This is a genomic window from Halorubrum persicum, assembly GCF_002727125.1.
GTDB classification, from domain to species: domain Archaea; phylum Halobacteriota; class Halobacteria; order Halobacteriales; family Haloferacaceae; genus Halorubrum; species Halorubrum persicum.
In genome coordinates this window covers 1-19,734 of record NZ_NHOA01000042.1, presented here as the reverse complement: position 1 = coordinate 19,734, position 19,734 = coordinate 1, and the positions used below count along the sequence as shown (strand labels likewise).

Here is a 19,734-nt window from a genome sequence, read left to right as displayed (position 1 = left end):
CCCCCTCGTCCTGTCCCAGTCGCTCGTTCTCTGCCGCTCGCTCTCAGTCGCTCACTCCCTCGCTCGGCTCTCGACCGACATCCCCTCCGCGATGTCGAACGCCTCGTCGCCGTCGAACCGGTCGGGATCGAACGCGTCGATCCACGGGGATTCGGGAGAGTCCGCGTCGACCCCCTCCAGCGACGCCAACACGCCCTCCGCGACGAGCTCCCCGGTCGCCGGCGCGCGCATGAACCCGTGGCCCTGCCAGCCGGCGGCGACGAAGACGCGGTCGGCGGGGTCGCCGACCGGCCCGACCAGCGGGTCGCCGTCGGGCGTGGCCGTACAGAGGCCGGCCCACGCGCGCTCCACGCGGAGGCCGTCCGCGCCGTCTGCCCCGCCCTCGCCGACCGCGGCGAGCCGCTCGCGGAGCGTCGCCGAGACCGACTCGACGAACCAGTCGTCGCCCGTTCGGTCGTACTCGTCCGGATCGGCCGGGACCGGCTCGGTGCCGTCGCCGGCGAGCAGCCCGGTCGGGTGCGGTCGGACGTACGCGCCCGCGGTCGCGTCGTACACCATCGGCCCGTCGTAGCTCGCCGCGCCGCCCGCACCGAGCCCGGCGGTCAGCGCCTGCACGCGGTAGGGGACCACGGGGACCTCGATCCCGGCGCCGCCGAGGAGGTCGGCGGTGTGCGCGCCGGCGGCGACGACGACCGCGTCGAACCCTCCGCTGTCGGCGGGTCGATCCACGGCGCCGACCCGCAGCTCGGGACCGTCACCCGCGAGCGAGACGGCGGTGTCGGTCTCGACGGCGACGCCCGCCCGGCGTGCGCGCTCGCCCATCGCGGCGACGTAGCTCGCGGGGTCACACCAGCCGGCGCCGTCGGCCACCGCGGCGACGGCGAGGTCGTCAGTGACGAGGGGAAACCGGTCGGCGAGGGCCGCGGGGTCGACGAGCGAGACGGCGCGGTCGTGTGCGCGCATCCGGTCGACCATCGCCGGCACGGCCTCGGCGTCCGCGTCGCCCTCGCGGACGGCGATGACGTAGGGGCACGACGTGAACGAGAACTCGGGGAGCGAGCGGTCGAGCGCCCGGAACCGCTCCATCGCCCGGGCGGCTAACGCGGCGTCGACGTCCTCGGCGTACGCGTCGTACAGCACGCCCGCGGCGCGCCCGGAGCTCCCGGCGCCGAGGCCGCCGCGGTCGTACAGCGTCACGTCGGCGCCTCGGGCCGCGAGGTCGGCGGCCGCGGTGACGCCGACGGCGCCGCCGCCGACGACCGCGACCGCCGGTCCCTCGCCCTCGCCGTGGCGGGCGCTCCCCGACGGCGTGTCTCGGCTCATGCCGACGCGTCGCGGTGCGTCGTGTTAAAAACGGCGGCGCTCGCTACGAGAGGAACTCGTCGATCCCGCGCGCCGGGTAGCCGACCACGTGGTCGACGCCGGCCTCGCGGAGGTCGGCGACGCGCTCGCGGACGGTGTCGGGCGACCCGACGAGCGCGAAGTCCCGCGCGGCCGCCGAGAGCACCTCGCGGGTGCGACCGGTCGCCGAGGCGTCCGTGGGAGGCGCGTCGTCGGCCCCGTCTCCGTCCGGAAGTGCGCGAGCGACCGGCCGACGACGGGAGACGTACGCGCCCACGGCGTCGAGGACGGCGTCCTCGTCGTCGGTCAGGACGGTCGGCGCGTAGACGGCCAGTTCGCCGTCGAACCCGGCGGCCCGGAGCGCGCGCACGTCGCGGTCGGTCGACCGGGAGAGCAGTTCGAACTGGGTCCCGCCCGCGGCCAGCGCAACGCGCTCGACGCCCTCCGTGCCGACCCACGCGTCGGGGGCGTCGCGCCGCGCGGCACCCAGCCGCGGTGCGACCGCGCGCGACGACTCCGCCTCCGAGAGGTAGGCGCCGTGGCCCGCGACGAGCACCCGGCGGGCCGCGTCCGGGATCCGATCGACCAGCGAGTCGTCGCCGAGCGGGTCGAACCCGTCAACCCGGACCGGCGTGGTGACGTACAGCTCCGTCTCGTCGGCCACGTCGGCCAGCGTCTCCGCGTCCGGGAGGTGTTCGCGGCCCTCGTAGTCGATCGTCACCCGGTCGACGGGGAGTGCTGCGGCCCGCGACACGTCGCACTCGGCGGGCTTCAGCGCCACGGCGTCGATGCCGGTGCGAGCGACCGCCTCGCGGCCGGTCAGCATCGGGCGATCACCTCGATCGCGGGCGCGGCTGCTCTCGGGTGCGAGGCGTCGGTTCGGGGCGCGGTGTCGATACTCACGGAGAAGACCTCATCACGATCGCGGAACGCGATCCATCGCCTGTGCGGCCATGACTAGCAGCGAGTAATCGCGTGCGTCTGATAAACCCGTCGCGACGCAGCAATATTTCCGTCGCCGCGCCGTCGCCGCTGGGACGAGGAAAGCCGTATCGGGAGGAAAGCCGTATCGGGAGGAAGCGGGATCGAGGGAGGCCGGTTACACGCAGGGTCACCGGTGACACGCGCGTCCCCGCCCACGTTATGGGGCTCGCGTCCGTACGGGCGAGCATGAATCAGCTCGTCGACGGCGAGTGGCGGACCGACACGTACGAGGCGACCGACGAGGAGGGCTCGTTCCAGCGCGGCGAGACGGCGTTCCGGAACTGGATCGCCGGCAGCGACGTGCCCGACCACATCGACGCCGAGCCGGACGACCGGTTCCAGCCCGAGGCGGGCCGGTACCACCTGTACGTCTCGTACGCCTGTCCGTGGGCGCACCGGACGCTGCTCGCGCGGTCGCTGCTCGGGTTGGAAGACGCGATCGGGGTCTCGGTCGTCGACCCGTACCGGGGGGAGGACGGCTGGCAGTTCTCCCCGGAGAAGGAGGGGTGTACCCCCGACAGGCTTCACGGCAGCGACTACCTCCGCGAGCTGTACGTCGAGGCCGACCCGGACGCCACCTGCCGGGTGACCGTCCCCGTGCTGTGGGACACCGAGGAGGAGACGATCGTCAACAACGAGTCCCGCGAGATCCTCCGAACCCTCTCGACCGCGTTCGATGATCTCGGCAACGACGCGTCGCTTCTGCCCGGCCCCGACGACGAGGCGACCGTCGAAGCGGTCGACGAGGTGATCACCGAGATCTACGAGCCCGTCAACAACGGCGTCTACCGCGCCGGGTTCGCGACCTCGCAGGCGGCCTACGACGAGGCGATCGACGACCTGTTCGGCGCGCTCGACCGCTGGAACGACCACCTCGCGGAGCAGCGCTACCTCGTCGGCGACTCGCTCACCGAAGCGGACATCTGCATGTTCACGACGCTGGTCCGGTTCGATCAGGTGTACCACACGCACTTCATGTGTAACAAGAAGTTCATCCACCAGTACGAGCAGCTCTGGCCGTATCTGCGCGACCTCTACCAGACCGAGGGGGTCGCCGAGACGGTGATGATGAGCCACATCAAGGAGCACTACTACACGACTCACCCGGACGTAACTCCGACGGGTATCATCGCTCGCGGGCCGGACCTCGACTGGGAAGCGGGGCACGACCGCGACCGGCTCGGGGGCGAGGCGCCGACGCCGGACGCGGCGGACTGAGGCGAAACGGGGCGGGCGGCGCGGATCGCGAATCGAACGTCGAGAAGGCGGGCCGGGTCAGGCCACCGCAGCCGCGATCTCCTCCTCGGTGAGGAACACGTCCTCGCCGGTCTCCGCGTCGAACAGGTGGATGTTCGCTTCCTCGAACACCACGCCCACCTCGTCGCCGGTCTCGGGCAGGATGTCCGGGGTCGACCGCGCGAGGAAGTCCTCGTTGATCGCGAGGTGGACGTAGTTGTCGGAGCCGATCGGCTCGACGACCTCGACCGTCGTGGTCAGGGTCTCGTCGCCGGTCGGGTTCTCCACGATCCGGATGTTCTCGGGGCGGACGCCGAGCGTGTACGGGGCGTTCTCCAGCTCGTGGCCCGCGACGTACTCGTCGCTGAGTTCGAACGCGAGCCCGTCGTCGTCGCTCCGGATCGTCGCCGACGAGCCGTCGGTCTCGACCTCCACGTCGACGAAGTTCATCGAGGGCGAACCGATGAAGCCGGCGACGAACTTGTTGACCGGGTTCTGGTACACCTCGGTGGGCTTGCCGACCTGCTGGAGCTTCCCGTCGTTCAGGATCGCGAGGCGGTCGCCCATCGTCATCGCCTCCTCCTGGTCGTGGGTGACGTACATCGCGGTGACGCCGAACTCCTTCTGGAGCTTCTGGATCTCGGCGCGCATCTCGGTGCGGAGCTTGGCGTCGAGGTTCGAGAGGGGTTCGTCGAACAGGAACACTTCGGGTTCGCGGGCGATGGCGCGGCCGAGGGCGACGCGCTGTTTCTGTCCGCCGGAGAGCTCGTCCGGCTTGTCGTCGAGCAGGTCCTCGATCCCCATCATCTGGGCCATCTCGGTCACGCGCTCGCGGCGTTCGTCCGGAGCCATGTCGGTGCTCATCTTGAGCCCGAACTCCATGTTCCCCATGACCGTCTTGTGGGGGTACAGCGCGTAGTTCTGGAACACCATCGCGACCGGACGCTCCTTCGCGTGGACGTCGGTGACGTCCTCGTCGTCGAACCTGACGGCGCCCGACGTGGGTTCCTCCAGACCCGCGACCATCCGGAGCGTGGTCGTCTTCCCGCACCCCGACGGCCCGACGACGGTCACGAACTCGCCGTCCCCGATCTCCAGGTCGATGTCGTCGACGGCGACGATGGTCCCCCGGTCGAACTCCTTCCGGAGCGTATCGAGCGTGACTCGTGCCATTTCCCTGAGAACGGTCCTACTGGCATATTAGTTCTTTGCTGTTTTTTCGATATGTGAGGAACGATCTCATCCCAAATATTTCTATCAGGCGCATCGCGGAGTACTCGGGCGTCAAGCCGCGTTTATCGGGGTTCTGCGAATCCGACCCAAAGTACTAAATGTATGAATATGTAATTCATCGTTTGTTGTGAACACATGAACGAGAAACGTAGAACGCTTCTGAAAGCGGTGGGGGGATCGACGGCGCTCACGGCGCTCGCGGGCTGTATCAGCACCGGCGGGGACGGATCGGACGGCTCCGACGGGTCTGACGGGAGCGACGCGTCCGACGGCAGCGACGGCTCCGACGGCGGAAGCGGGGGCACCGCCCGGCTGTGGGTCGACCTTTCCGACGCCGAGGACGAGGCGATCACCGGCTACATCGACCAGTACGAGTCGGAGTCGGGGAACACGATCAACAAGGAGGCGCCCGGCGGCGAGCTGGACCAGCAGCTCGAGACGGCGATTCCGGCCGGCGACGGTCCCGACTCGTGGATCTGGGCCCACGACTGGGTCGGCCGGTTCGCGGTCCGCGAGGACCCGCCGTTCCTCTACGACGCGAGCGACGACGTCGACGTTTCGCTCGACAGCTACACCGAGACCGCTCGTCAGGCGGCCCAGTTCGACGGGTCCCTCTACGGGCTTCCGTTCGCCTCGGAAACCGTGGCGCTGTTCTACAACGAGGACATGGTCGACGAGCCGCCCGAGACGATGGAGGAGATGGTCTCGATCATGGACGAGCACCACGACCCGGAGAACGGACAGTACGGGCTCTCGTACCCCGTGACGGACCCCTACTTCGTCAGCGGGTTCATCCAGGCGTACGGCGGGAACATCTTCGACGAGGAGGAGCTGGAGGTGACCGTCGACAGCGACGCGTGTAAGCGAGGCATGGACGCGCTCGAAACGCTGTCCGAGTACGTCCCGTCCGACCCCGGCTACGAGTCGCAGATCGTCGCGTTCGCGGACGGCCTCGCGCCGTTCGCGATCAACGGTCCGTGGGAGCTCGGCAACCTGCAGGGTGAGATCGACAATCTGGGCGTCACGACGCTCCCGACCGTCGACGGGAACAACCCGCGCTCCTACTCCGGGATCCAGCTGTTCTACTTCAGCGCGATGCTGGCCGACGCGGAGCAGTCGACGGTCGACGCCACGACCGGCCTCGCCGAGTGGTACACGACCAACGAGGACGTCATCCAGACCAACGCCGAAGAGCAGGGGTACATCCCCGTGCTCGCCGACGTGGTGAACAACGACGACCTCTCCAACGAGGTCCAGGCGTTCGCCCAGCAGGTCGACCACGGCGTCCCCATCCCGACGCACCCCGACATGGACAGCGTCTGGACGCCCGTGACCGAAGCGTTGGAGCGCGTCTTCAACGACGAGCAGGACAGCGACGCCGCACTCGACCAGGCCGCCTCCGAGATCCGGGAGGCGCTGTAGGCCCCGTTCGGGACCATGGCCTCTTCGCAACTCGGCACCGACGTCAGCGGGCTGTCGCGCCTCCGGGCAGCGCTGCCCTTCTCCACCCGCGACTGGGGGCTCCTGCTCGTCGCTCCCGGCGCGATCCTCTTCTCCAGTTTCATGCTGTATCCGATCATCTACCTCTTCTACATCTCGCTCACCGACGCGACGTTCGCCGGGTCGGTGATCGGGGGCGGCGCGCAGCTGATCGGGCTGGAAAACTACGTCCAGCTGATCGCGGACCCGCAGTTCCGTACGTCGATGTTCACGACGTGGCTGTTCGTCGCCGTCTCGCTCGTGTTCAAGGTGTTTCTGGCGGTGGGGATCGCCCTGCTGTTGAATCACGTGCGCGTCGCCGGCAAACGGTACATGCGCGCGGCGGTGATCGTCCCGCTGGGGTTCCCCGGCATCTTCACGATCACCGTCTGGCGCGGGATGTTCAGCGACGCCCGCTACGGCGTCTTCAACACGATATTGGGCCGGTACAACGAACTCATGTCGTCGGTGTCGGCGCCGGAACTCCTCCTCTTCGACGTGCCGATCGGCTTCCTCAGCGGTCGGTGGGAGGCGTTCTTCGCGTACGTCACCACGGAGGTGTGGCTGGCGTACCCGTTCATGGTGATCATCATCGTGAGCGCGCTGCAGGACGTGCCCCGGTCGCTCCACGAGGCCGCGATGGTCGACGGCGCGGGGGCGCTCCAGCGGTTCCGCACCGTGACGCTCCCCGCGATCAAGGGGCCGGTGCTGTTCGCGTCGATCCTCACGGCCGCGACCTCGTTCCAGCAGTTCCTGATCCCGTGGGTGTTCAACCAGGGCGGTCCGTCGCGGCAAAACGAACTGATCATCGTCTACGGCTACCGCGAGGCGATCACGTTCAACCAGTTCGGCTTGTCGGCCGCGATCCTGATCGTCGGCATCGCGTTCGTCGGGCTGTTCATGTACGCCGCCGTCCGCTACGGCGGCCTCGCGGAGGGGGTGGGTGACGAATGAGCGCGATCCGCGCGTTCGCGTCGTTCGTCGCCGCCAAGCTGATCGCGCTCGCGACCGCCCCGCAGCGGTTCGCCGTCATGGTCCAGCGAGCCGTGTACGACGTTCGAACCGGGAAGCGCACCGCGTGGGACGTGACCAAGAGCGTCCTGATGACGCTGTTCGGGCTCGCGATGGTGCTCGTCCTGCTGTTCCCGCTGTTCTGGATCACGACCGCGTCGCTGGCGGAGGGGTCGCGGCTGTTCAACACGAGCGGGATCTTCCCCGATCCGACGACGTACAACCTCGGCGCGTACCGGTGGGTGATCTTCGAGTCCGACTTCTTCTTCGTCGACGGCGACTGGGGGTACCCCCAGCTCGTCCTCGGCGGGGAGAGCGGGCTGGTCAGCTTCCGATGGGCCGGCACCGAGACCGGTCCCGGCGCGCTGTTCAACAGCCTCTACATCGTCAGCGTGACGCTCGTCGCCGGCTTCGGGATGATCGTCCCGGCCGCGTACGCGTTCTCGCGCCGACAGTTCGTGGGGCGCAAGCGCATCCTCTACGGCTACGTGCTGTTCACGCAGATCGGCGCCGGGCTGTCGATCGCGACGCTCGTCGCCCTCTACTCGCTGTTCAGCACGTACGGACTCACGAACAACCTGTTCATCCTCGGGCTGTTCTACGCCGCGTCGGCGATCCCGTTCAACACGTGGCTGTTGAAGACGTACATGGACAACATCCCCGTCTCCTACGAGGAGGCGGCGATGGTCGACGGCGCGAGCTTCCTGGACACGATCCGGGAGGTCATCCTCCCGCTGACGAAGCCGGGGCTCGCCGTCGTGCTCATCTTCGTCTGGCTCGCCGGGTGGAACGAGTTCATCATCGCCCAGACGCTGCTGCGCCCCGAGAACTACCCGCTCTCGGTGGAGCTGTACAACATCGCGACCGAGGGGCGGTTCTCCACGCCGTGGACGCGGTTCGCGGCGTTCGCGAACCTGTTCGCGCTCCCCGTCGCGATCGTCTACTTCGCGGCGCAGCGCTCCGTCGAGGACGGCCTCTCGTTCGGCGGGATGGAAGGCTAAGCGGCTCCGTCCCGGTTCCGCCTCGGCTCGCTTTCGGTTCGCTTTCGGTCCGCTTTCAGTCCGCTTTCGGTCCGTTTTCTATCGGCTCGCCGTGCGACACACCTTCCGTCCGGCGTCGCCGCCGCCGACAACGGGTTCAAGTGCGCGCTCGGCCCACCAACGGGTAGCAATGGAGCCGCCGAACATCGAGCGGTTGGACGAGCGGACCGTCCAGCGCATCGCGGCCGGCGAGGTCGTCGAGCGCCCGGCCAGCGTCGTCAAGGAGCTGATCGAGAACAGCCTCGACGCGGGGGCGACGCGCGTGGCCGTGTCGGTCGAGGCCGGCGGCACCGAGGGGATCCGCGTCCGCGACGACGGCGTCGGCATCCCGGAAGGGCAACTGGAGGCCGCGGTCGCCGAGCACGCAACCTCGAAGATCGGCGACATCGAGGACCTCGACCGCGGCGTCGGCACCCTCGGCTTTCGCGGCGAGGCGCTGTACACCGTCGGCGCGGTGTCGCGGCTCACCGTCCGGTCCCGCCCGCCCGGCGCCGACGCGGGGGCGGAGATCGCCGTCGAGGGCGGCCAAGTGGGAGAGGTGCGTCCCGCCGGCTGCCCCGAGGGGACGACCGTCGAGGTCGACGACCTCTTCTACAACACGCCGGCACGCAAGAAGTTCCTCAAGCGGACCGCCACCGAGTTCGACCGGGTCAACACGGTCGTCACGGGCTACGCGCTCGCCAACCCCGGCGTCGCCGTCTCGCTCGAACACGACGGGCGAGAGACGTTCGCGACCGAGGGGAACGGCGACCTCCGGTCGGCCGTCCTCGCCGTCTATGGCCGCGAGGTCGCCGAGGCGATGGTCGACGTTGAGTGGGAGCCGAAGGGGAGCGACCCGGACTCCGCCGGTGACCCCGCTTCCGCCGCCAGCCCGCCCGTTCGAGGTGTCAGCGGGCTCGTCTCGCACCCGGAGACGACCCGGTCGACGCGCGAGTACCTGGCGACCTACGTCAACGGTCGGTACGTCACCGCGAGCGCCCTCCGTGAGGCCGTCCTCGACGCGTACGGCGGCCAGCTCGCGCCCGACCGGTACCCCTTCGCGGTGCTCTTCGTCGAGGTCCCGCCCGGCGACGTCGACGTGAACGTCCACCCCCGGAAGCTGGAGGTCCGGTTCGACGAGGAGCCGGCGGTGCGCGAAGCCGTCGAGGACGCCGTCGAAGAGGCCCTCCTAGACCACGGGCTGATCCGGTCGACGGCTCCGAGGGGCCAGTCCGCCCCGGACGAGACGGCGGTCGCCCCCGAGTCTCCGGAGACCGAGGCCGTCGGCGGCGCGGGGACCGACCACGAACGCGCCGCGCTCAGCGATCGGAGCGGACGGAATCGGAACGGGGGCAAGTTGGGGAGCGGCGAGGCGGGGCGCGGCGACGGTCCGAACGACGGCGACGATCAGAACGACGACGGCGGCGGTGAGGCCGCCGCGTCCGCGACCGGCGCGTCCGAACTGGACCCCACGGACGAGGAGGCGTGGGCGGTCGGCGACGTCGGGGCGGAAGCGGCCGAGTCGGTCACTCCCAGCGAGTCGGTTCCCCCCGACACGTCCGGCGGTTCCGCGACCGACCGCCCCTCGCCGCGGAACTGGCAGTCGGAGCCGGACGAGAGCGGTGGGGGCGGGAAGGACGACGACGACGGTTCTGACGCTTCCGGGCCCGATGCCGCCGACTCCGCGACGGACGACGCCGCCGACTCCGCGACGGACGCCGCTGTCGACACGTCGGGGGGACAACGGAAACTGGGGGCAGCGGCGGACTCGGGCTCGACCCCGACCGCCCAGCGGACGCTCGACGGCGAGGCGACGACCGCGGAGCGCACGTACGACTCGCTCCCGCCGCTGCGGGTGCTCGGCCAGCTCCACGAGACGTACGTCGTCGCCGAGGCGCCGGACGGGCTCGTGTTGATCGACCAGCACGCCGCCGACGAGCGCGTGAACTATGAGCGCCTGCAGGCCGCCTTCGCCGGCGGCGCGGACGCGCAGGCGCTCGCGGAGCCCGTCCGAATAGAGCTCACCGCTCGAGAGGCGGCGCTGTTCGAGGAGTTCGTCGAGGACCTCGCGGGAGTCGGCTTCCGGGCCGAGCGGGCGGGCGAGCGCGAGGTGATCGTCGAGTCGGTCCCGGCGGTGTTCGACGCCGCGCTCGATCCGGGCCTCGTTCGGGACGTGCTCTCCGCGCTCGTCGACGACGCGGCCGCCGGCGACGAGCCGGTGACCGACGTGGTCGACGAGCTGCTCGCCGATCTCGCCTGCTACCCCTCCGTAACCGGGAACACCTCGCTGACGGAGGGGGCGGTCGTCGACCTGCTCGACCGGCTCGACGCGTGCGAGAACCCGTACACCTGCCCGCACGGGCGCCCGGTCGTGATCCGCCTCGACCGCGACGAGATCGGCTCCCGGTTCGAGCGCGACTACCCCGGTCACGCCGGGCGACGCGGGGAGTGAGCCGCGAGGACGACGGTCGATCGGTCGCTCGCCGACCGCAGAGAGGTACGCTTTAGGCGGGCGCCGTGGACCCACGGGTATGGAACGCGTAGCGATCATCGGCGCGTCGATGACCCCGTTCGGGCAGCGTGACGCGTGGGTGCGAGAGCTGCTGGCGGAGGCGGGCGCGGCCGCGCTCGACGACGCCGGAATCGACGGCGACGACCTCGATCACCTGTACGTCTCGAACATGGCCAGCGGCGAGTTCGAGGGGCAGACCGGGGTCCCGAACGCCCTCGCCCACGATCTGGCGGCACAGCCCGCCTACACCGCCCGCATCGACCAGACCTCCTCCTCGGGGGGCGCCGGCGTGTACGCCGCGTGGCAGTCGGTCGCCTCCGGCGCGTCGGACCTCACCATGCTGGTCGGCGGCGAGAAGATGACCCACCGGACGACCGCCGAGGCGACCGACGTGATCGCGTCGCTCACCCACCCGGTCGAGTACAAACAGGGCGTGACGCTCCCCTCTTTCGCGGGACTCACGGCGCGGCTCTACCTCGACGAGTACGACGCGCCGCGCGAGAGCCTCGGGAAGGTGGCGGTGAAGAACCACGCGAACGGCGTGGACAACCCCCACGCGCAGTTCCGGAAGGAGGTCGACCTCGACACGGTGCTCGACTCGCCGATCGTCGCCGACCCCCTCCGCCTGTACGACTTCTGTCCGATCACGGACGGCTCGGCCGCGCTCGTGTTCTGTCCGGAGTCGGTCGCCGCGGAGTACGTCCCCGAAGACGAGTACGCGGTCGTCTCGGGGATCGGCGGCGCGACCGACACCCACGTCGTCCACGAGCGCGCGGACCCGACGACGATGGGCGGGGTCGTCGACTCCTCCGATATCGCCTACGAGATGGCCGGGATCGGGCCGGACGACATCGACGTGGCGGAGCTCCACGACATGTTCACCATCCTCGAGTTCCTCCAGAGCGAGGACCTCGGCTTCTTCGAGAAGGGCGAGGGGTGGAAGGCGGTCGAGGAGGGCGTCACCGACCGCGACGGCGACCTCCCGATCAACACGTCCGGCGGCCTCAAGTCGAAGGGGCACCCCCTCGGCGCCAGCGGGGTGGCACAGGTGTACGAAATATTCGAGCAGGTCACCGGCAACGCCGGCCCGCGGCAGGTCGAGGCCGACACGGGGCTCGCCTGCAACGTCGGCGGGTTCGGGAACTGCGTGACCACGACGATTCTGGAGGGTAACCAATGAGCGACAACGACGCGACCGACGACGCGAACGCGGGAGACGGGAGCGAAGAGACCGCCGAACCGACCTTCGAGGCCGCCGAGTACGCGGACGGCACCGTCACCTACCCGCCCCACACCGTGAGCCCGAACGGTGCCGAGCGCGTCGGAACGGTCGACCTCCGCGAGTACGAGGGGCACGTCCTCACGTGGACCACCTCGACGGCGACGCCGCCGGGCGTCCGCGAACCCAACACCCTCGCTATCGTCGAGTTCGAACTGGGCGACGAGTACGACGGCCCGGCCGTCCGCGCGCTCGGACAGATCGCCGGACGGGAGGACGACTCCGGGGAGACGTTCGACGTCGACATCGGCGACCGCGTCGAGCCGGTCTACGCCGGCGAACTGCGCGAACCGGGCGCCGGGATCCGCGAACCCGAGAGCCAGGCGTGGGACGGGTTCCGGTTCCGGCCGGTCGAGTAGTCGGCGACGCCGCGAGCCGCCGGCGCTGTCGCCGGCTCAACCTCTGAATCGCGCCGAGCCCGAGTCGGTGAGGGGGCCGAGCCGCGTTTCGTGGACGCCCTCAAGCGTGTACACGTCCGGGCGGTACCGGATCTCTCGAGTCACCCCGTGGGCGTCCCTGAGCCGGCGTCGCACCCGATCGACGTCCCTCCGGTCGAAGTAGTTCGGCGTGAACACGAGCACCGCGTGCTCCGTCTCGCCGAACGCCTCGCAGCCGGCGCGGGTCGAGACCTTCGCGTCCCAGAAGCGCCCCGCCGCGACATCGTCGACCACCGCCTCCCAGAGGTCGTCCACCGCCTCTGGCGGGCGCTCGACGAGCCACTTCCCGCTCAGGTACGTCGTTTCGAGAGCGAGCCGGTCCGCGTCGGCGACGGTCTCGGCGTCGGCCGGGAGCGACTCCTCGTCGGCCTCGATCGCCGGGAGGTGCGCCTCCGTCGTCGCCGCCGGCCGCGTCACATCGTGTTCCGGGAAGTAGCCGTCCCGGGCGTCCCGCGGAAATCCCGTTACGTGTTTGACCCGGAGCCAGTGCCACCCCGCCTCGTCGATCTCGGTCGGCGCGCGGTCGACGGTCATGGGCGTCGTTTCGTCCCGCGAGAGAAAAACGCTCCCGGCGCGGGAGGGCGGCGAGCCGGGGAGGAGCGTCGCCCCTTCAGATCCGTCGGAAGTCGCCGAGTCGCGTCCCGTTCAACAGGTAGGCGTCGCCGGACGGGAGGGCCTCCGGGAGAAACGGCGCCAGGAACGACTGGCCGTCGACGTTGATCCACGTCCCCCCGGAGCGCTCGTTGAACGCGGGAAAGACGACGAGTTCGGGCGGTTCGGAGGGAGCATGCTCGTCCCCCTCCACGAACGCCGCCGGATCGAGGGGTCCGCGGAGCCAGGCGCGCTCCACGCGCGACCCGCCGACCGCGTCTTCCAGCCGCAGTTGGGGATGCTCGTGGCCCATACACACCACGTCGGCGTCGAGGAGTGCGGGATCGGGCCACGTGTGGCCGTGGAGGACGCCGATTCCCGTGTCTCCGCGGGGGGACGCGCCGTTGGCGCCGCGGCTGCCGTCGCCGAGAATCCCGCCGCCGGCCCCGATCACGTCCAGATCGTCGGCGAACGCCTCCGCGACTCCGGCGTCGTGGTTGCCCTCGACGAGCGTCATGGGGACCCGGTCCGTCACCGCCCGGGCCAGCTCGACGAGCTCCTCGCGTTCGTCGCCCTCCGGCGCCGCGATCCGGTGTGCGAGGTCGCCGAGAACCACCAGTCGGTCGGCGTCGGTCTCGGCGATCAGATCGCAGAGGCGCTCGCGGCGCTCGGCGGCGCGGCTGTCGAGCTCGACGCCGCGCTCGTAGCGGAGCCCGACCTCGATGCCCGCGTGCACGTCGGCGACCAGCAGGGCGCGCTCGCTCCCGAGGTCGGCCACGGCCGCCGGCTCGCCGACCACCGGCTCGACGGCGGGCGACGCCCCCGGCGTCATCAGATCGGTTTGAGCATGCCGTCGCCCGGCTCGTAACACTTCCCGCTCATCAGCGCGTCCTGGATCGCGTCCTCGACCGCGTCGGCCGCGACCCCGTGATCGTCGGCGACGGCCTCCACGACCGCCTCGCGGTCGGCGCCGTCGCCGTCGTCGAGCGCGCCCATCGCGTCGACGACCGCGGCTTCGAGGTCGATGTCGGCGGCCGTTTCGCCCGCCTCGTCGCCCGCCGGCACCTCGTCCGCCGGCTGCGCGCCGGCGTCCGACTGCCCCGCGGCCGTGTCAGCGCTCTCGGCCGCGGCCGGCTCCTCCATCTCCTCGGGGTCGGGAACGTCGATGTCGGCCTCGCCGGGCTCGTCGACTTCGCTGCCGGTCGAGAAGTCGGTGCCGAACTCCGACTCGATCTCCTCGCGCTCCGCGTCGTCGAGTTCGTACATCTCGTCGGCGGCGGGCTCGGTCGGCGGCTCGTCGAGGTCGACGTCGGCGCTCTCCGCGCCGGCTTCGCCGGCGTCGCCCGCTCCGGCGTCGAAGTCGCCGAGTCCGTCGCTCTCGTCGGCGGGCTCGGAACCGAGGTCGGGTTCCGGCTCGGCGTCGAGGGACTCGGACTCCGTCTCCGAGGGGTCGGGCACGGACGCGGCGGACTCGGTCCCGGTGGGTGCGGAGTCGGAGTCGACAGCCGCGGCGTCGGCGGCGTCGGCGGCGTCCGCAGTGTCGACAGCATCGGCAGCGTCGGATGCTTCGGAGCCGATCGAGGCGGACTCCGTCGATTCGGAGTCGATCGTCTCGGTCGCCTCGGCCGTCTCGGTCGCTTCGGTCGCCTCGGCTGCCTCACTCGTCTCAGTCGTCTCGACCTCCGCGGCCTCGGAGTCCGTCTCAGAGACCGGTTCGGGCTGTTCGGAGTCGGACACCGCCGGATCGGCCGCCGACGAGTCGGCGACCGCGTCGGTCGGCGCCTCGATCGTAACGTCGGTCTCCGGGAGCGCGCCGATCGCGGCCTCGCCGCCCTCGTCGGGCGCGGCCTCGAGGGCGCGCACCTCGTCGCGGTCGCCGGCGATCAGCTCCAGGGCGTCGACGGCGAGCCGCCGGAGCGCCTCGACGTAGGCCGTCGAGGTGTCGTAGTGGGCGATCGCCTTCGGGATTCCGGCCGCCAGCGAGGCGGGCGCGCCGCCCGATTCGAGCGCCGCGCGGAGCGCCTCGCCCCGGAGGTCGGAGTCGAGCGCCGCCGCGAAGACGGCGAGCCGGTCGAGCGTGGCCTCCGCGGCGGAGACGACCCACCGGTCGCGAGTGTCGGCGTCGACCTCGTTGAGGCTCTCGGGCCGGACCGAGGTGAACACGCGGTCGGAGTCCTCGGGTTCGAAGGTGCGCGCCTTCCCCGTGAGCGCGACGAACGACGGCGGGTCGGCGCGCTCTAAGAAGGCCTGCGCCTCCGGCTGGTACTGCCCGGCGTAGGTGACGAACGCGCCGGTGGGATCGACGACCCGCCCGCGGCGCGTCTCGTCGTTGACGCGCTCGACCTCGGTGAGCACGCCGGCGACGAACAGTCGGTTCACGCGCGCGCCGGTCGGCGTGACCACGTAGTTCGGGGCGCGCTCCTCGTCGCTCTCGGAGTACGAGAGGGAGGCGTCGTCGAACTCGGCGGCGAACAGCCGGTGGGCGACCTCGCGGGCGCCCGGCCCGTCGTCGCTCATTCGCCCACCTCCGCGAGCGCGGCGCGGGCGTGGTCGGCGGGGTCGTCGTCCGCGAGCGCGAACTCGGTCGCGTCGAGGTTGGCGCCGTAGTCGTCGACCGAGAGGTTCCCGCGGACGCGGTACGCGCGCCCGACCAGCGAGTCGGCGATGTCGTCCGCGACGACCGCCTTGTCCATCGCGTCCTTCGCGGCGTCGAGGGCGTCGTCGAGCCCGCCGCCGTACACCTCGGCGGTCAGTTCGTCGTCGAGGACGACGGTGACGGTGTCGGTGCCGTCGTCGACGATCGCCTTCACGCGGAGGTCGTCCTCGCCGTCCACGTCGCCGTGGCTCCGACACTGGCCGTTCTGGACCACGCGGCCGCACTCCGGACAGCGCTCGATGAGCCCGGAGCCGTCCCGGATCTCGAGGACGTTGCCGACGATCTCCACGTCGAACATGCCGCCGGAGCCGACCGCCTCGGCGATCGACAGCCGGGGCGCGTCCTCGGCGACCTCGACGGGGTCCGGGAGCGGCGTCACCGTCGAGAACTCCGTGAGGTTGAGCGAGGGGACGCCGCGGAACTCGCGGACGTACACGTCCTCGATCCGGAGGTCGGTGCCCGGCTTCAGCTCGGAGCGGGGCTGCCAGTCGGTGAACGGCAGCTTCGCGGTGGCGTCGCCGACGACTCCTTCCAAGATCTCCGTCTCGCCGTCCCGCCCGGAGATCGTCTTCTCGTCGACCTCCAGCACGCGGACCTCGACGTTACGCCCGCGGTCGCCCGCGTCGATGTCGACGAGGCTCCGGTCGCCGCCGACCGCCCGATCGACCTCGACGGGCTCGTCGGCGATGGCGACGGTGGTGGAGTCGTTGAGGTTGAGTTCGGGCTCGCCCTCCCACTCGCGGACGCCGGCGTTGCCGATCGTCAGCGAGTCGCCCGGCTCGAAGCCGAAGTCCTGCCACGCGGTGTAGGAGATGACACCGGTCTCGTCGGCGATCTCCCCCTCGCGGATCGTGAGGTCGTCGCCCTGATACCGGATCGTGCGGGTCCCCTGCGTGAGCACCCTGACGGTGACCGTCACGCCGTCGTGGTCGGTGGTGATCTCGCCCACGTCGACGGCGTCGGGCGTCGGCGTCGAGCCGCCGCCACCCCCGCCGTGTTTCCGGCGGACGCTCTGTTTGGCCTCGTCGATCGGGACGCTGTACTCCAGCAGGTTCTGCAGGTCGGCTTTGACCTCCTCTTTGTCGACACCGAGGTCGGAGGCGAGCTCCTCGGCATGGCTGTTGACGTCCATCGGGTCGGAGTTCGACGCGACCGCACAAAAGGGTTCACCACCCCTCCCGGATCTCGGATCCGCGGTGCCCGTCGCCCGCCTCCGGGACCTCGTCGGCCGCGGGCGCCGGTAGTGCTAAACCGCCCCCGTCCGCAACGTGGGGCATGGACGAGATCGACATCGACGCGCGCGTCACGGGAGAGCGGACCGTCATCGACGTGAGCGGAACTCGTGACATCGCGGTCGTCGTGCGCTCGGCGAGCGGCGAGCGGATCTACCTCCCGCCGGAGGACTTCGACGAGCCCGTCTCCGAGTCGCCGTACACCTCGCCGTATCAGGGCGGGAGCGGCGTCGACGGCGAGGAGAGCCCGTACGGCGGCGAGTCCGGAAGCACACGGGGCGTGATCGACACCGCGGACGGCTTCCGGATCACCCACCCGGAGGCGGCCACCGAGTTCGACGTGTACCGCGGCGACGGCAGCGCTGTCGACGGCGACGCGGGCGACGCGAGCGGCGGCGACTAGCCGGCGAGTAGCGCCGGGCAGACGCGGTGAGCCGCGGTCGATACCAGTGGAAACGAGTTGAGAAACGCCGAGCGGAGTGCCGAGCGTCTTACGCCACGTCTTCGTAGACGGCGAGCGTGTCCTCGGTGACGTCCGACCACTCGCGCCGCTCGTACGCCGGGGGCTCCTCGCGGTCGAGCGCGGTCGCGATCCCGTCGACGATCGACTCCGAGTCGACTTCCACCTCGACGAGGCAGTCGTCCGGGAGCACCTCCGCGACGCCCGAGCGCGTGGCGACGACCTGCGTTCCGGACTCCAGCGCCTCGGTGATCGTGATGCCGAACGGCTCCGCGTACGAGGGGGAGACGAACGCGTCGGCGGCGGCGTAGTAGTCGCCCAGCTCCGCCTCCGGAACGTAGCCGACGAACTCGACGCGGTCCTCGATGCCGAGCAGCTCGACGAACCGCTTCAGCTGGTCGGTCTGGTGGCCCGATCCGCCGACGACGAGCGTCACGTCGTGGCGGTGGAGCTTCCGCATCGCGTACAGCAGGTGCGAGATCCCCTTCTGGTCCGTGTGTCTCCCGACGAAGAACAGCATCTCGCCGTGGATTCCGAGGTCTTCGCGGATGTCTTTCCCGGAGAACTTCGGCGTCGAGAAGCCGTTGTACACGACGCGGGAGTCGGCGTCGTACAGCTCGCGGATGTCCTCGCGCACGAGTTCGCTGACCGCGATGTTGGTGTCCGCGGCGTTCGCGAGGCGGCGCTCGGTCTCGACCTCGCGGGTCGGCGGGTCGATGTTGCGGTCGCTCGCCAGCGAGTGGAACGACGACACCCACGTCGCGTCCGACGCGCGCGCGGCCTGTCGGCCGGGGCCGTAGCCGAACCAGTCGTGCGTGTGGATCACGTCGTGGTCCGGAGCGAGATCCGCGAACCGGTCGCTGAGGCGGTCGACGCGGGCCGCAACGTCCCCCTTCCCCGTCTCGACCGGCTCGATCCCCGGCTCGTCGTCCGGCGCGAACTCCGCGGGCAACACGAGGGTGGCGTCCACCCCGAAGTCGTCGCGGAGCCCGGAGAAGAGTTCACCGACGTGAACGTCGAGCCCACCGGTGATGTTCGGCGGATATCCCCATCCCAGCATGAGTACGCTCGGCGGCATACCTCCCCGTTTCGGGAGTCGGCACTTAGGTATGCCCCTCGTTCGGCCGGGCGGCTCGCGGGAAAGAGCGGAGGGTGAAGGGCGAGAAAGCGGACGAAAAGACGCTCCGAAACGCTCGTCGGTCCCGGTTCAGGCCGCCTTCACGGCGTCGCGCAGCGCGTCCGTGCGGTCGGTGATCGACCCGGCGGCGTCGGCGAGCACGTCGAGCGGATCGCCGGACTCGGCTTTCACCGTCAACACCGGCTCCGTCTGGCCGCCGGACTGCTCGGGGTTCATGTCGTAGGTCGCGGCCGCGACGTCGTCGGTCTCCAGCAGGACGCCCTTCAGCACGTTCATGAACGTGTGGTCCTCGCCGGCGATCTCGATGCGGAGCTCCGTGTCGGTTTTCTCGATGACCCGCAGTTTCATGTTTGTCAGGTCGAGCGAGCGGCGTTTCAAGCTTTCGTCTCCCGAATATCGAGAGGTGCGACCGGTCCCCACGCGACCCGAAAGCGTATGCCGCCGGCTCCGGTTGCCGCCGTATGGAGATCCGACGCCTGCCGGCCACCGAGGCCGCCGTCGAGCGGTACGCGGCGGAGCTGTGGCTCCCGTATCACCGCGACCTTGCAGCGAATGTGGCGAGACACGCGCTCGCGGACCGACCCGACGGAGAGCTGATCGCCGCGGAGACCGAGTTCCAGCTCGGCCTGCTGCGGGAGAACCCGGACCGCCGGGTGTGGGTCGTCGCGGCCGGCTCGGACGCCGATCCGGGTGCGACCGACGGCGACGCCCTCGCCCCGACCGACCCCGCGCCCCCCGGCGTCCCGGAGCCGGACCGCGAGCTCGTGGCGTTCGTCTCGACGAGCGTCGACGAGTGCCCCACGGTGTTCGACCGTCCCGACCGGCTGGTGGTCGGCGACATCTACGTCCGGGAGCCGTACCGGGGGAGCGGCGTCGCGAGCCGGCTCCTGGAGCGCGCGGCGGCCGACGCTCGGGAGCGGGACTGCGGCGAGCTCCGGCTCGACGTCGACGTCGACAACGAGCGAGCGATGGCGTTCTACGAGAAACACGGGTTCGAACCGTACCGCGAGCAGCTGACGCGGGAGGTGGAGTAACTGTGTGACCGCCGTTTCGGTAGTACGGGATCGACGGTTAACGGTTTCAAAGCCCCACCTGCGAGGACTCGCGGTTGCCCCTTAGTCCCGCC

18 protein-coding genes are annotated in these 19,734 nt (G+C 70.5%); 9 read left to right on the top strand and 9 right to left on the bottom strand.

Annotated elements, in window-relative coordinates; all coding sequences use genetic code 11:
* Positions 1 to 51: 51 nt before the first annotated feature.
* Positions 52 to 1,323, bottom strand: a complete 1,272-nt coding sequence (locus DJ69_RS06620; protein WP_099254891.1) for an NAD(P)/FAD-dependent oxidoreductase — start codon at positions 1,321 to 1,323, stop codon at positions 52 to 54.
* A gap of 43 nt (positions 1,324 to 1,366) precedes the next feature.
* Positions 1,367 to 2,167, bottom strand: a complete 801-nt coding sequence (locus DJ69_RS06615; RefSeq protein ID WP_099254890.1) for a DUF7388 family protein — start codon at positions 2,165 to 2,167, stop codon at positions 1,367 to 1,369.
* A 344-nt stretch (positions 2,168 to 2,511) separates the two neighbouring features.
* On the opposite strand from DJ69_RS06615, the gene DJ69_RS06610 reads away from it, so the two are divergent.
* Positions 2,512 to 3,543 carry a glutathione S-transferase family protein gene (locus DJ69_RS06610; protein WP_099254889.1) on the top strand — a complete coding sequence of 344 codons (1,032 nt, stop codon included), beginning with the start codon at positions 2,512 to 2,514 and terminating at the stop codon, positions 3,541 to 3,543.
* Positions 3,544 to 3,600: 57 nt separating this feature from the next.
* Here the strand turns inward: DJ69_RS06610 and DJ69_RS06605 are convergent, their stop codons facing one another.
* Positions 3,601 to 4,734, bottom strand: a complete 1,134-nt coding sequence (locus DJ69_RS06605; protein WP_099254888.1) for an ABC transporter ATP-binding protein — start codon at positions 4,732 to 4,734, stop codon at positions 3,601 to 3,603.
* Between the two features lie 195 nt (positions 4,735 to 4,929).
* Between DJ69_RS06605 and DJ69_RS06600 the strand changes: the two genes are divergently transcribed.
* The 6 genes from DJ69_RS06600 (at position 4,930) to DJ69_RS06575 (ending at position 12,453) form a co-directional block, all read left to right on the top strand.
* Positions 4,930 to 6,216, top strand: coding sequence for an extracellular solute-binding protein (locus DJ69_RS06600; RefSeq protein WP_180271738.1), 1,287 nt, complete (start codon positions 4,930 to 4,932; stop codon positions 6,214 to 6,216).
* A gap of 15 nt (positions 6,217 to 6,231) precedes the next feature.
* Entirely contained in the window at positions 6,232 to 7,227 is a 996-nt protein-coding gene (locus DJ69_RS06595; RefSeq protein ID WP_099254887.1) for a carbohydrate ABC transporter permease, read from the top strand.
* A complete protein-coding gene (locus DJ69_RS06590) occupies positions 7,224 to 8,285 on the top strand; it encodes a sugar ABC transporter permease (RefSeq protein WP_099254886.1) in 1,062 nt (353 codons plus the stop codon). Before DJ69_RS06595 ends, DJ69_RS06590 begins: the two co-directional genes overlap by 4 nt.
* A 169-nt stretch (positions 8,286 to 8,454) precedes the next feature.
* Complete coding sequence (gene mutL, locus DJ69_RS06585) at positions 8,455 to 10,755, top strand: DNA mismatch repair endonuclease MutL (protein ID WP_099254885.1); 2,301 nt, start codon at positions 8,455 to 8,457, stop codon at positions 10,753 to 10,755.
* A 79-nt stretch (positions 10,756 to 10,834) separates the two neighbouring features.
* Positions 10,835 to 11,995: a thiolase family protein gene (locus DJ69_RS06580; RefSeq protein WP_099254884.1), complete on the top strand. Its 1,161-nt coding sequence runs from the start codon at positions 10,835 to 10,837 to the stop codon at positions 11,993 to 11,995.
* Positions 11,992 to 12,453 carry a Zn-ribbon domain-containing OB-fold protein gene (locus tag DJ69_RS06575; protein WP_099254883.1) on the top strand — a complete coding sequence of 154 codons (462 nt, stop codon included), beginning with the start codon at positions 11,992 to 11,994 and terminating at the stop codon, positions 12,451 to 12,453. The genes DJ69_RS06580 and DJ69_RS06575 overlap by 4 nt, the downstream gene beginning before the upstream one ends.
* Positions 12,454 to 12,489: 36 nt before the next feature.
* On the opposite strand, the gene DJ69_RS06570 is transcribed toward DJ69_RS06575, so the two are convergent.
* From DJ69_RS06570 to DJ69_RS06555, 4 genes are all read right to left on the bottom strand, one after another.
* On the bottom strand, positions 12,490 to 13,065 hold the full coding sequence (locus DJ69_RS06570) for a putative phosphothreonine lyase domain-containing protein (protein WP_099254882.1): 576 nt from the start codon (positions 13,063 to 13,065) through the stop codon (positions 12,490 to 12,492).
* 76 nt (positions 13,066 to 13,141) lie between these two features.
* Positions 13,142 to 13,954 (bottom strand): metallophosphoesterase, encoded by an 813-nt coding sequence (locus DJ69_RS06565; protein ID WP_099254881.1) that lies wholly within the window; start codon positions 13,952 to 13,954, stop codon positions 13,142 to 13,144.
* Entirely contained in the window at positions 13,954 to 15,639 is a 1,686-nt protein-coding gene (locus tag DJ69_RS06560) for a hypothetical protein (RefSeq protein ID WP_099254880.1), read from the bottom strand. The genes DJ69_RS06565 and DJ69_RS06560 overlap by 1 nt, the downstream gene beginning before the upstream one ends.
* Positions 15,636 to 16,910: a Single-stranded DNA binding protein gene (locus DJ69_RS06555; RefSeq protein ID WP_099254879.1), complete on the bottom strand. Its 1,275-nt coding sequence runs from the start codon at positions 16,908 to 16,910 to the stop codon at positions 15,636 to 15,638. The genes DJ69_RS06560 and DJ69_RS06555 overlap by 4 nt, the downstream gene beginning before the upstream one ends.
* A gap of 143 nt (positions 16,911 to 17,053) precedes the next feature.
* Here DJ69_RS06555 and DJ69_RS06550 point away from each other — a divergent pair, with 143 nt between their 5' ends.
* Positions 17,054 to 17,413: a DUF7510 family protein gene (locus DJ69_RS06550; RefSeq protein WP_099254878.1), complete on the top strand. Its 360-nt coding sequence runs from the start codon at positions 17,054 to 17,056 to the stop codon at positions 17,411 to 17,413.
* Positions 17,414 to 17,501: 88 nt separating this feature from the next.
* On the opposite strand, the gene DJ69_RS06545 is transcribed toward DJ69_RS06550, so the two are convergent.
* Together DJ69_RS06545 and DJ69_RS06540 are read right to left on the bottom strand one after the other, a co-directional pair.
* Positions 17,502 to 18,530, bottom strand: a complete 1,029-nt coding sequence (locus DJ69_RS06545) for a glycosyltransferase family 4 protein (protein ID WP_099254877.1) — start codon at positions 18,528 to 18,530, stop codon at positions 17,502 to 17,504.
* A 147-nt stretch (positions 18,531 to 18,677) separates the two neighbouring features.
* On the bottom strand, positions 18,678 to 18,956 hold the full coding sequence (locus DJ69_RS06540) for a DNA-directed RNA polymerase subunit L (protein WP_099254876.1): 279 nt from the start codon (positions 18,954 to 18,956) through the stop codon (positions 18,678 to 18,680).
* A gap of 113 nt (positions 18,957 to 19,069) precedes the next feature.
* Between DJ69_RS06540 and DJ69_RS06535 the strand changes: the two genes are divergently transcribed.
* On the top strand, positions 19,070 to 19,642 hold the full coding sequence (locus tag DJ69_RS06535; protein ID WP_099254875.1) for a GNAT family N-acetyltransferase: 573 nt from the start codon (positions 19,070 to 19,072) through the stop codon (positions 19,640 to 19,642).
* Positions 19,643 to 19,734: the final 92 nt, after the last annotated feature.

What these genes read in the sequence shown, in the direction of transcription:
- DJ69_RS06620 (WP_099254891.1), bottom strand. Translation starts at nt 1,323, where the DNA reads ATGAGCCGAGACACGCCGTCGGGGAGCGCCCGCCACGGCGAGGGCGAG.
- DJ69_RS06615 (WP_099254890.1), bottom strand. Translation starts at nt 2,167, where the DNA reads ATGCTGACCGGCCGCGAGGCGGTCGCTCGCACCGGCATCGACGCCGTG.
- DJ69_RS06610 (WP_099254889.1), top strand. Translation starts at nt 2,512, where the DNA reads ATGAATCAGCTCGTCGACGGCGAGTGGCGGACCGACACGTACGAGGCG.
- DJ69_RS06605 (WP_099254888.1), bottom strand. Translation starts at nt 4,734, where the DNA reads ATGGCACGAGTCACGCTCGATACGCTCCGGAAGGAGTTCGACCGGGGG.
- DJ69_RS06600 (WP_180271738.1), top strand. Translation starts at nt 4,930, where the DNA reads ATGAACGAGAAACGTAGAACGCTTCTGAAAGCGGTGGGGGGATCGACG.
- DJ69_RS06595 (WP_099254887.1), top strand. Translation starts at nt 6,232, where the DNA reads ATGGCCTCTTCGCAACTCGGCACCGACGTCAGCGGGCTGTCGCGCCTC.
- DJ69_RS06590 (WP_099254886.1), top strand. Translation starts at nt 7,224, where the DNA reads ATGAGCGCGATCCGCGCGTTCGCGTCGTTCGTCGCCGCCAAGCTGATC.
- mutL (WP_099254885.1), top strand. Translation starts at nt 8,455, where the DNA reads ATGGAGCCGCCGAACATCGAGCGGTTGGACGAGCGGACCGTCCAGCGC.
- DJ69_RS06580 (WP_099254884.1), top strand. Translation starts at nt 10,835, where the DNA reads ATGGAACGCGTAGCGATCATCGGCGCGTCGATGACCCCGTTCGGGCAG.
- DJ69_RS06575 (WP_099254883.1), top strand. Translation starts at nt 11,992, where the DNA reads ATGAGCGACAACGACGCGACCGACGACGCGAACGCGGGAGACGGGAGC.
- DJ69_RS06570 (WP_099254882.1), bottom strand. Translation starts at nt 13,065, where the DNA reads ATGACCGTCGACCGCGCGCCGACCGAGATCGACGAGGCGGGGTGGCAC.
- DJ69_RS06565 (WP_099254881.1), bottom strand. Translation starts at nt 13,954, where the DNA reads ATGACGCCGGGGGCGTCGCCCGCCGTCGAGCCGGTGGTCGGCGAGCCG.
- DJ69_RS06560 (WP_099254880.1), bottom strand. Translation starts at nt 15,639, where the DNA reads ATGAGCGACGACGGGCCGGGCGCCCGCGAGGTCGCCCACCGGCTGTTC.
- DJ69_RS06555 (WP_099254879.1), bottom strand. Translation starts at nt 16,910, where the DNA reads ATGGACGTCAACAGCCATGCCGAGGAGCTCGCCTCCGACCTCGGTGTC.
- DJ69_RS06550 (WP_099254878.1), top strand. Translation starts at nt 17,054, where the DNA reads ATGGACGAGATCGACATCGACGCGCGCGTCACGGGAGAGCGGACCGTC.
- DJ69_RS06545 (WP_099254877.1), bottom strand. Translation starts at nt 18,530, where the DNA reads ATGCTGGGATGGGGATATCCGCCGAACATCACCGGTGGGCTCGACGTT.
- DJ69_RS06540 (WP_099254876.1), bottom strand. Translation starts at nt 18,956, where the DNA reads ATGAAACTGCGGGTCATCGAGAAAACCGACACGGAGCTCCGCATCGAG.
- DJ69_RS06535 (WP_099254875.1), top strand. Translation starts at nt 19,070, where the DNA reads ATGGAGATCCGACGCCTGCCGGCCACCGAGGCCGCCGTCGAGCGGTAC.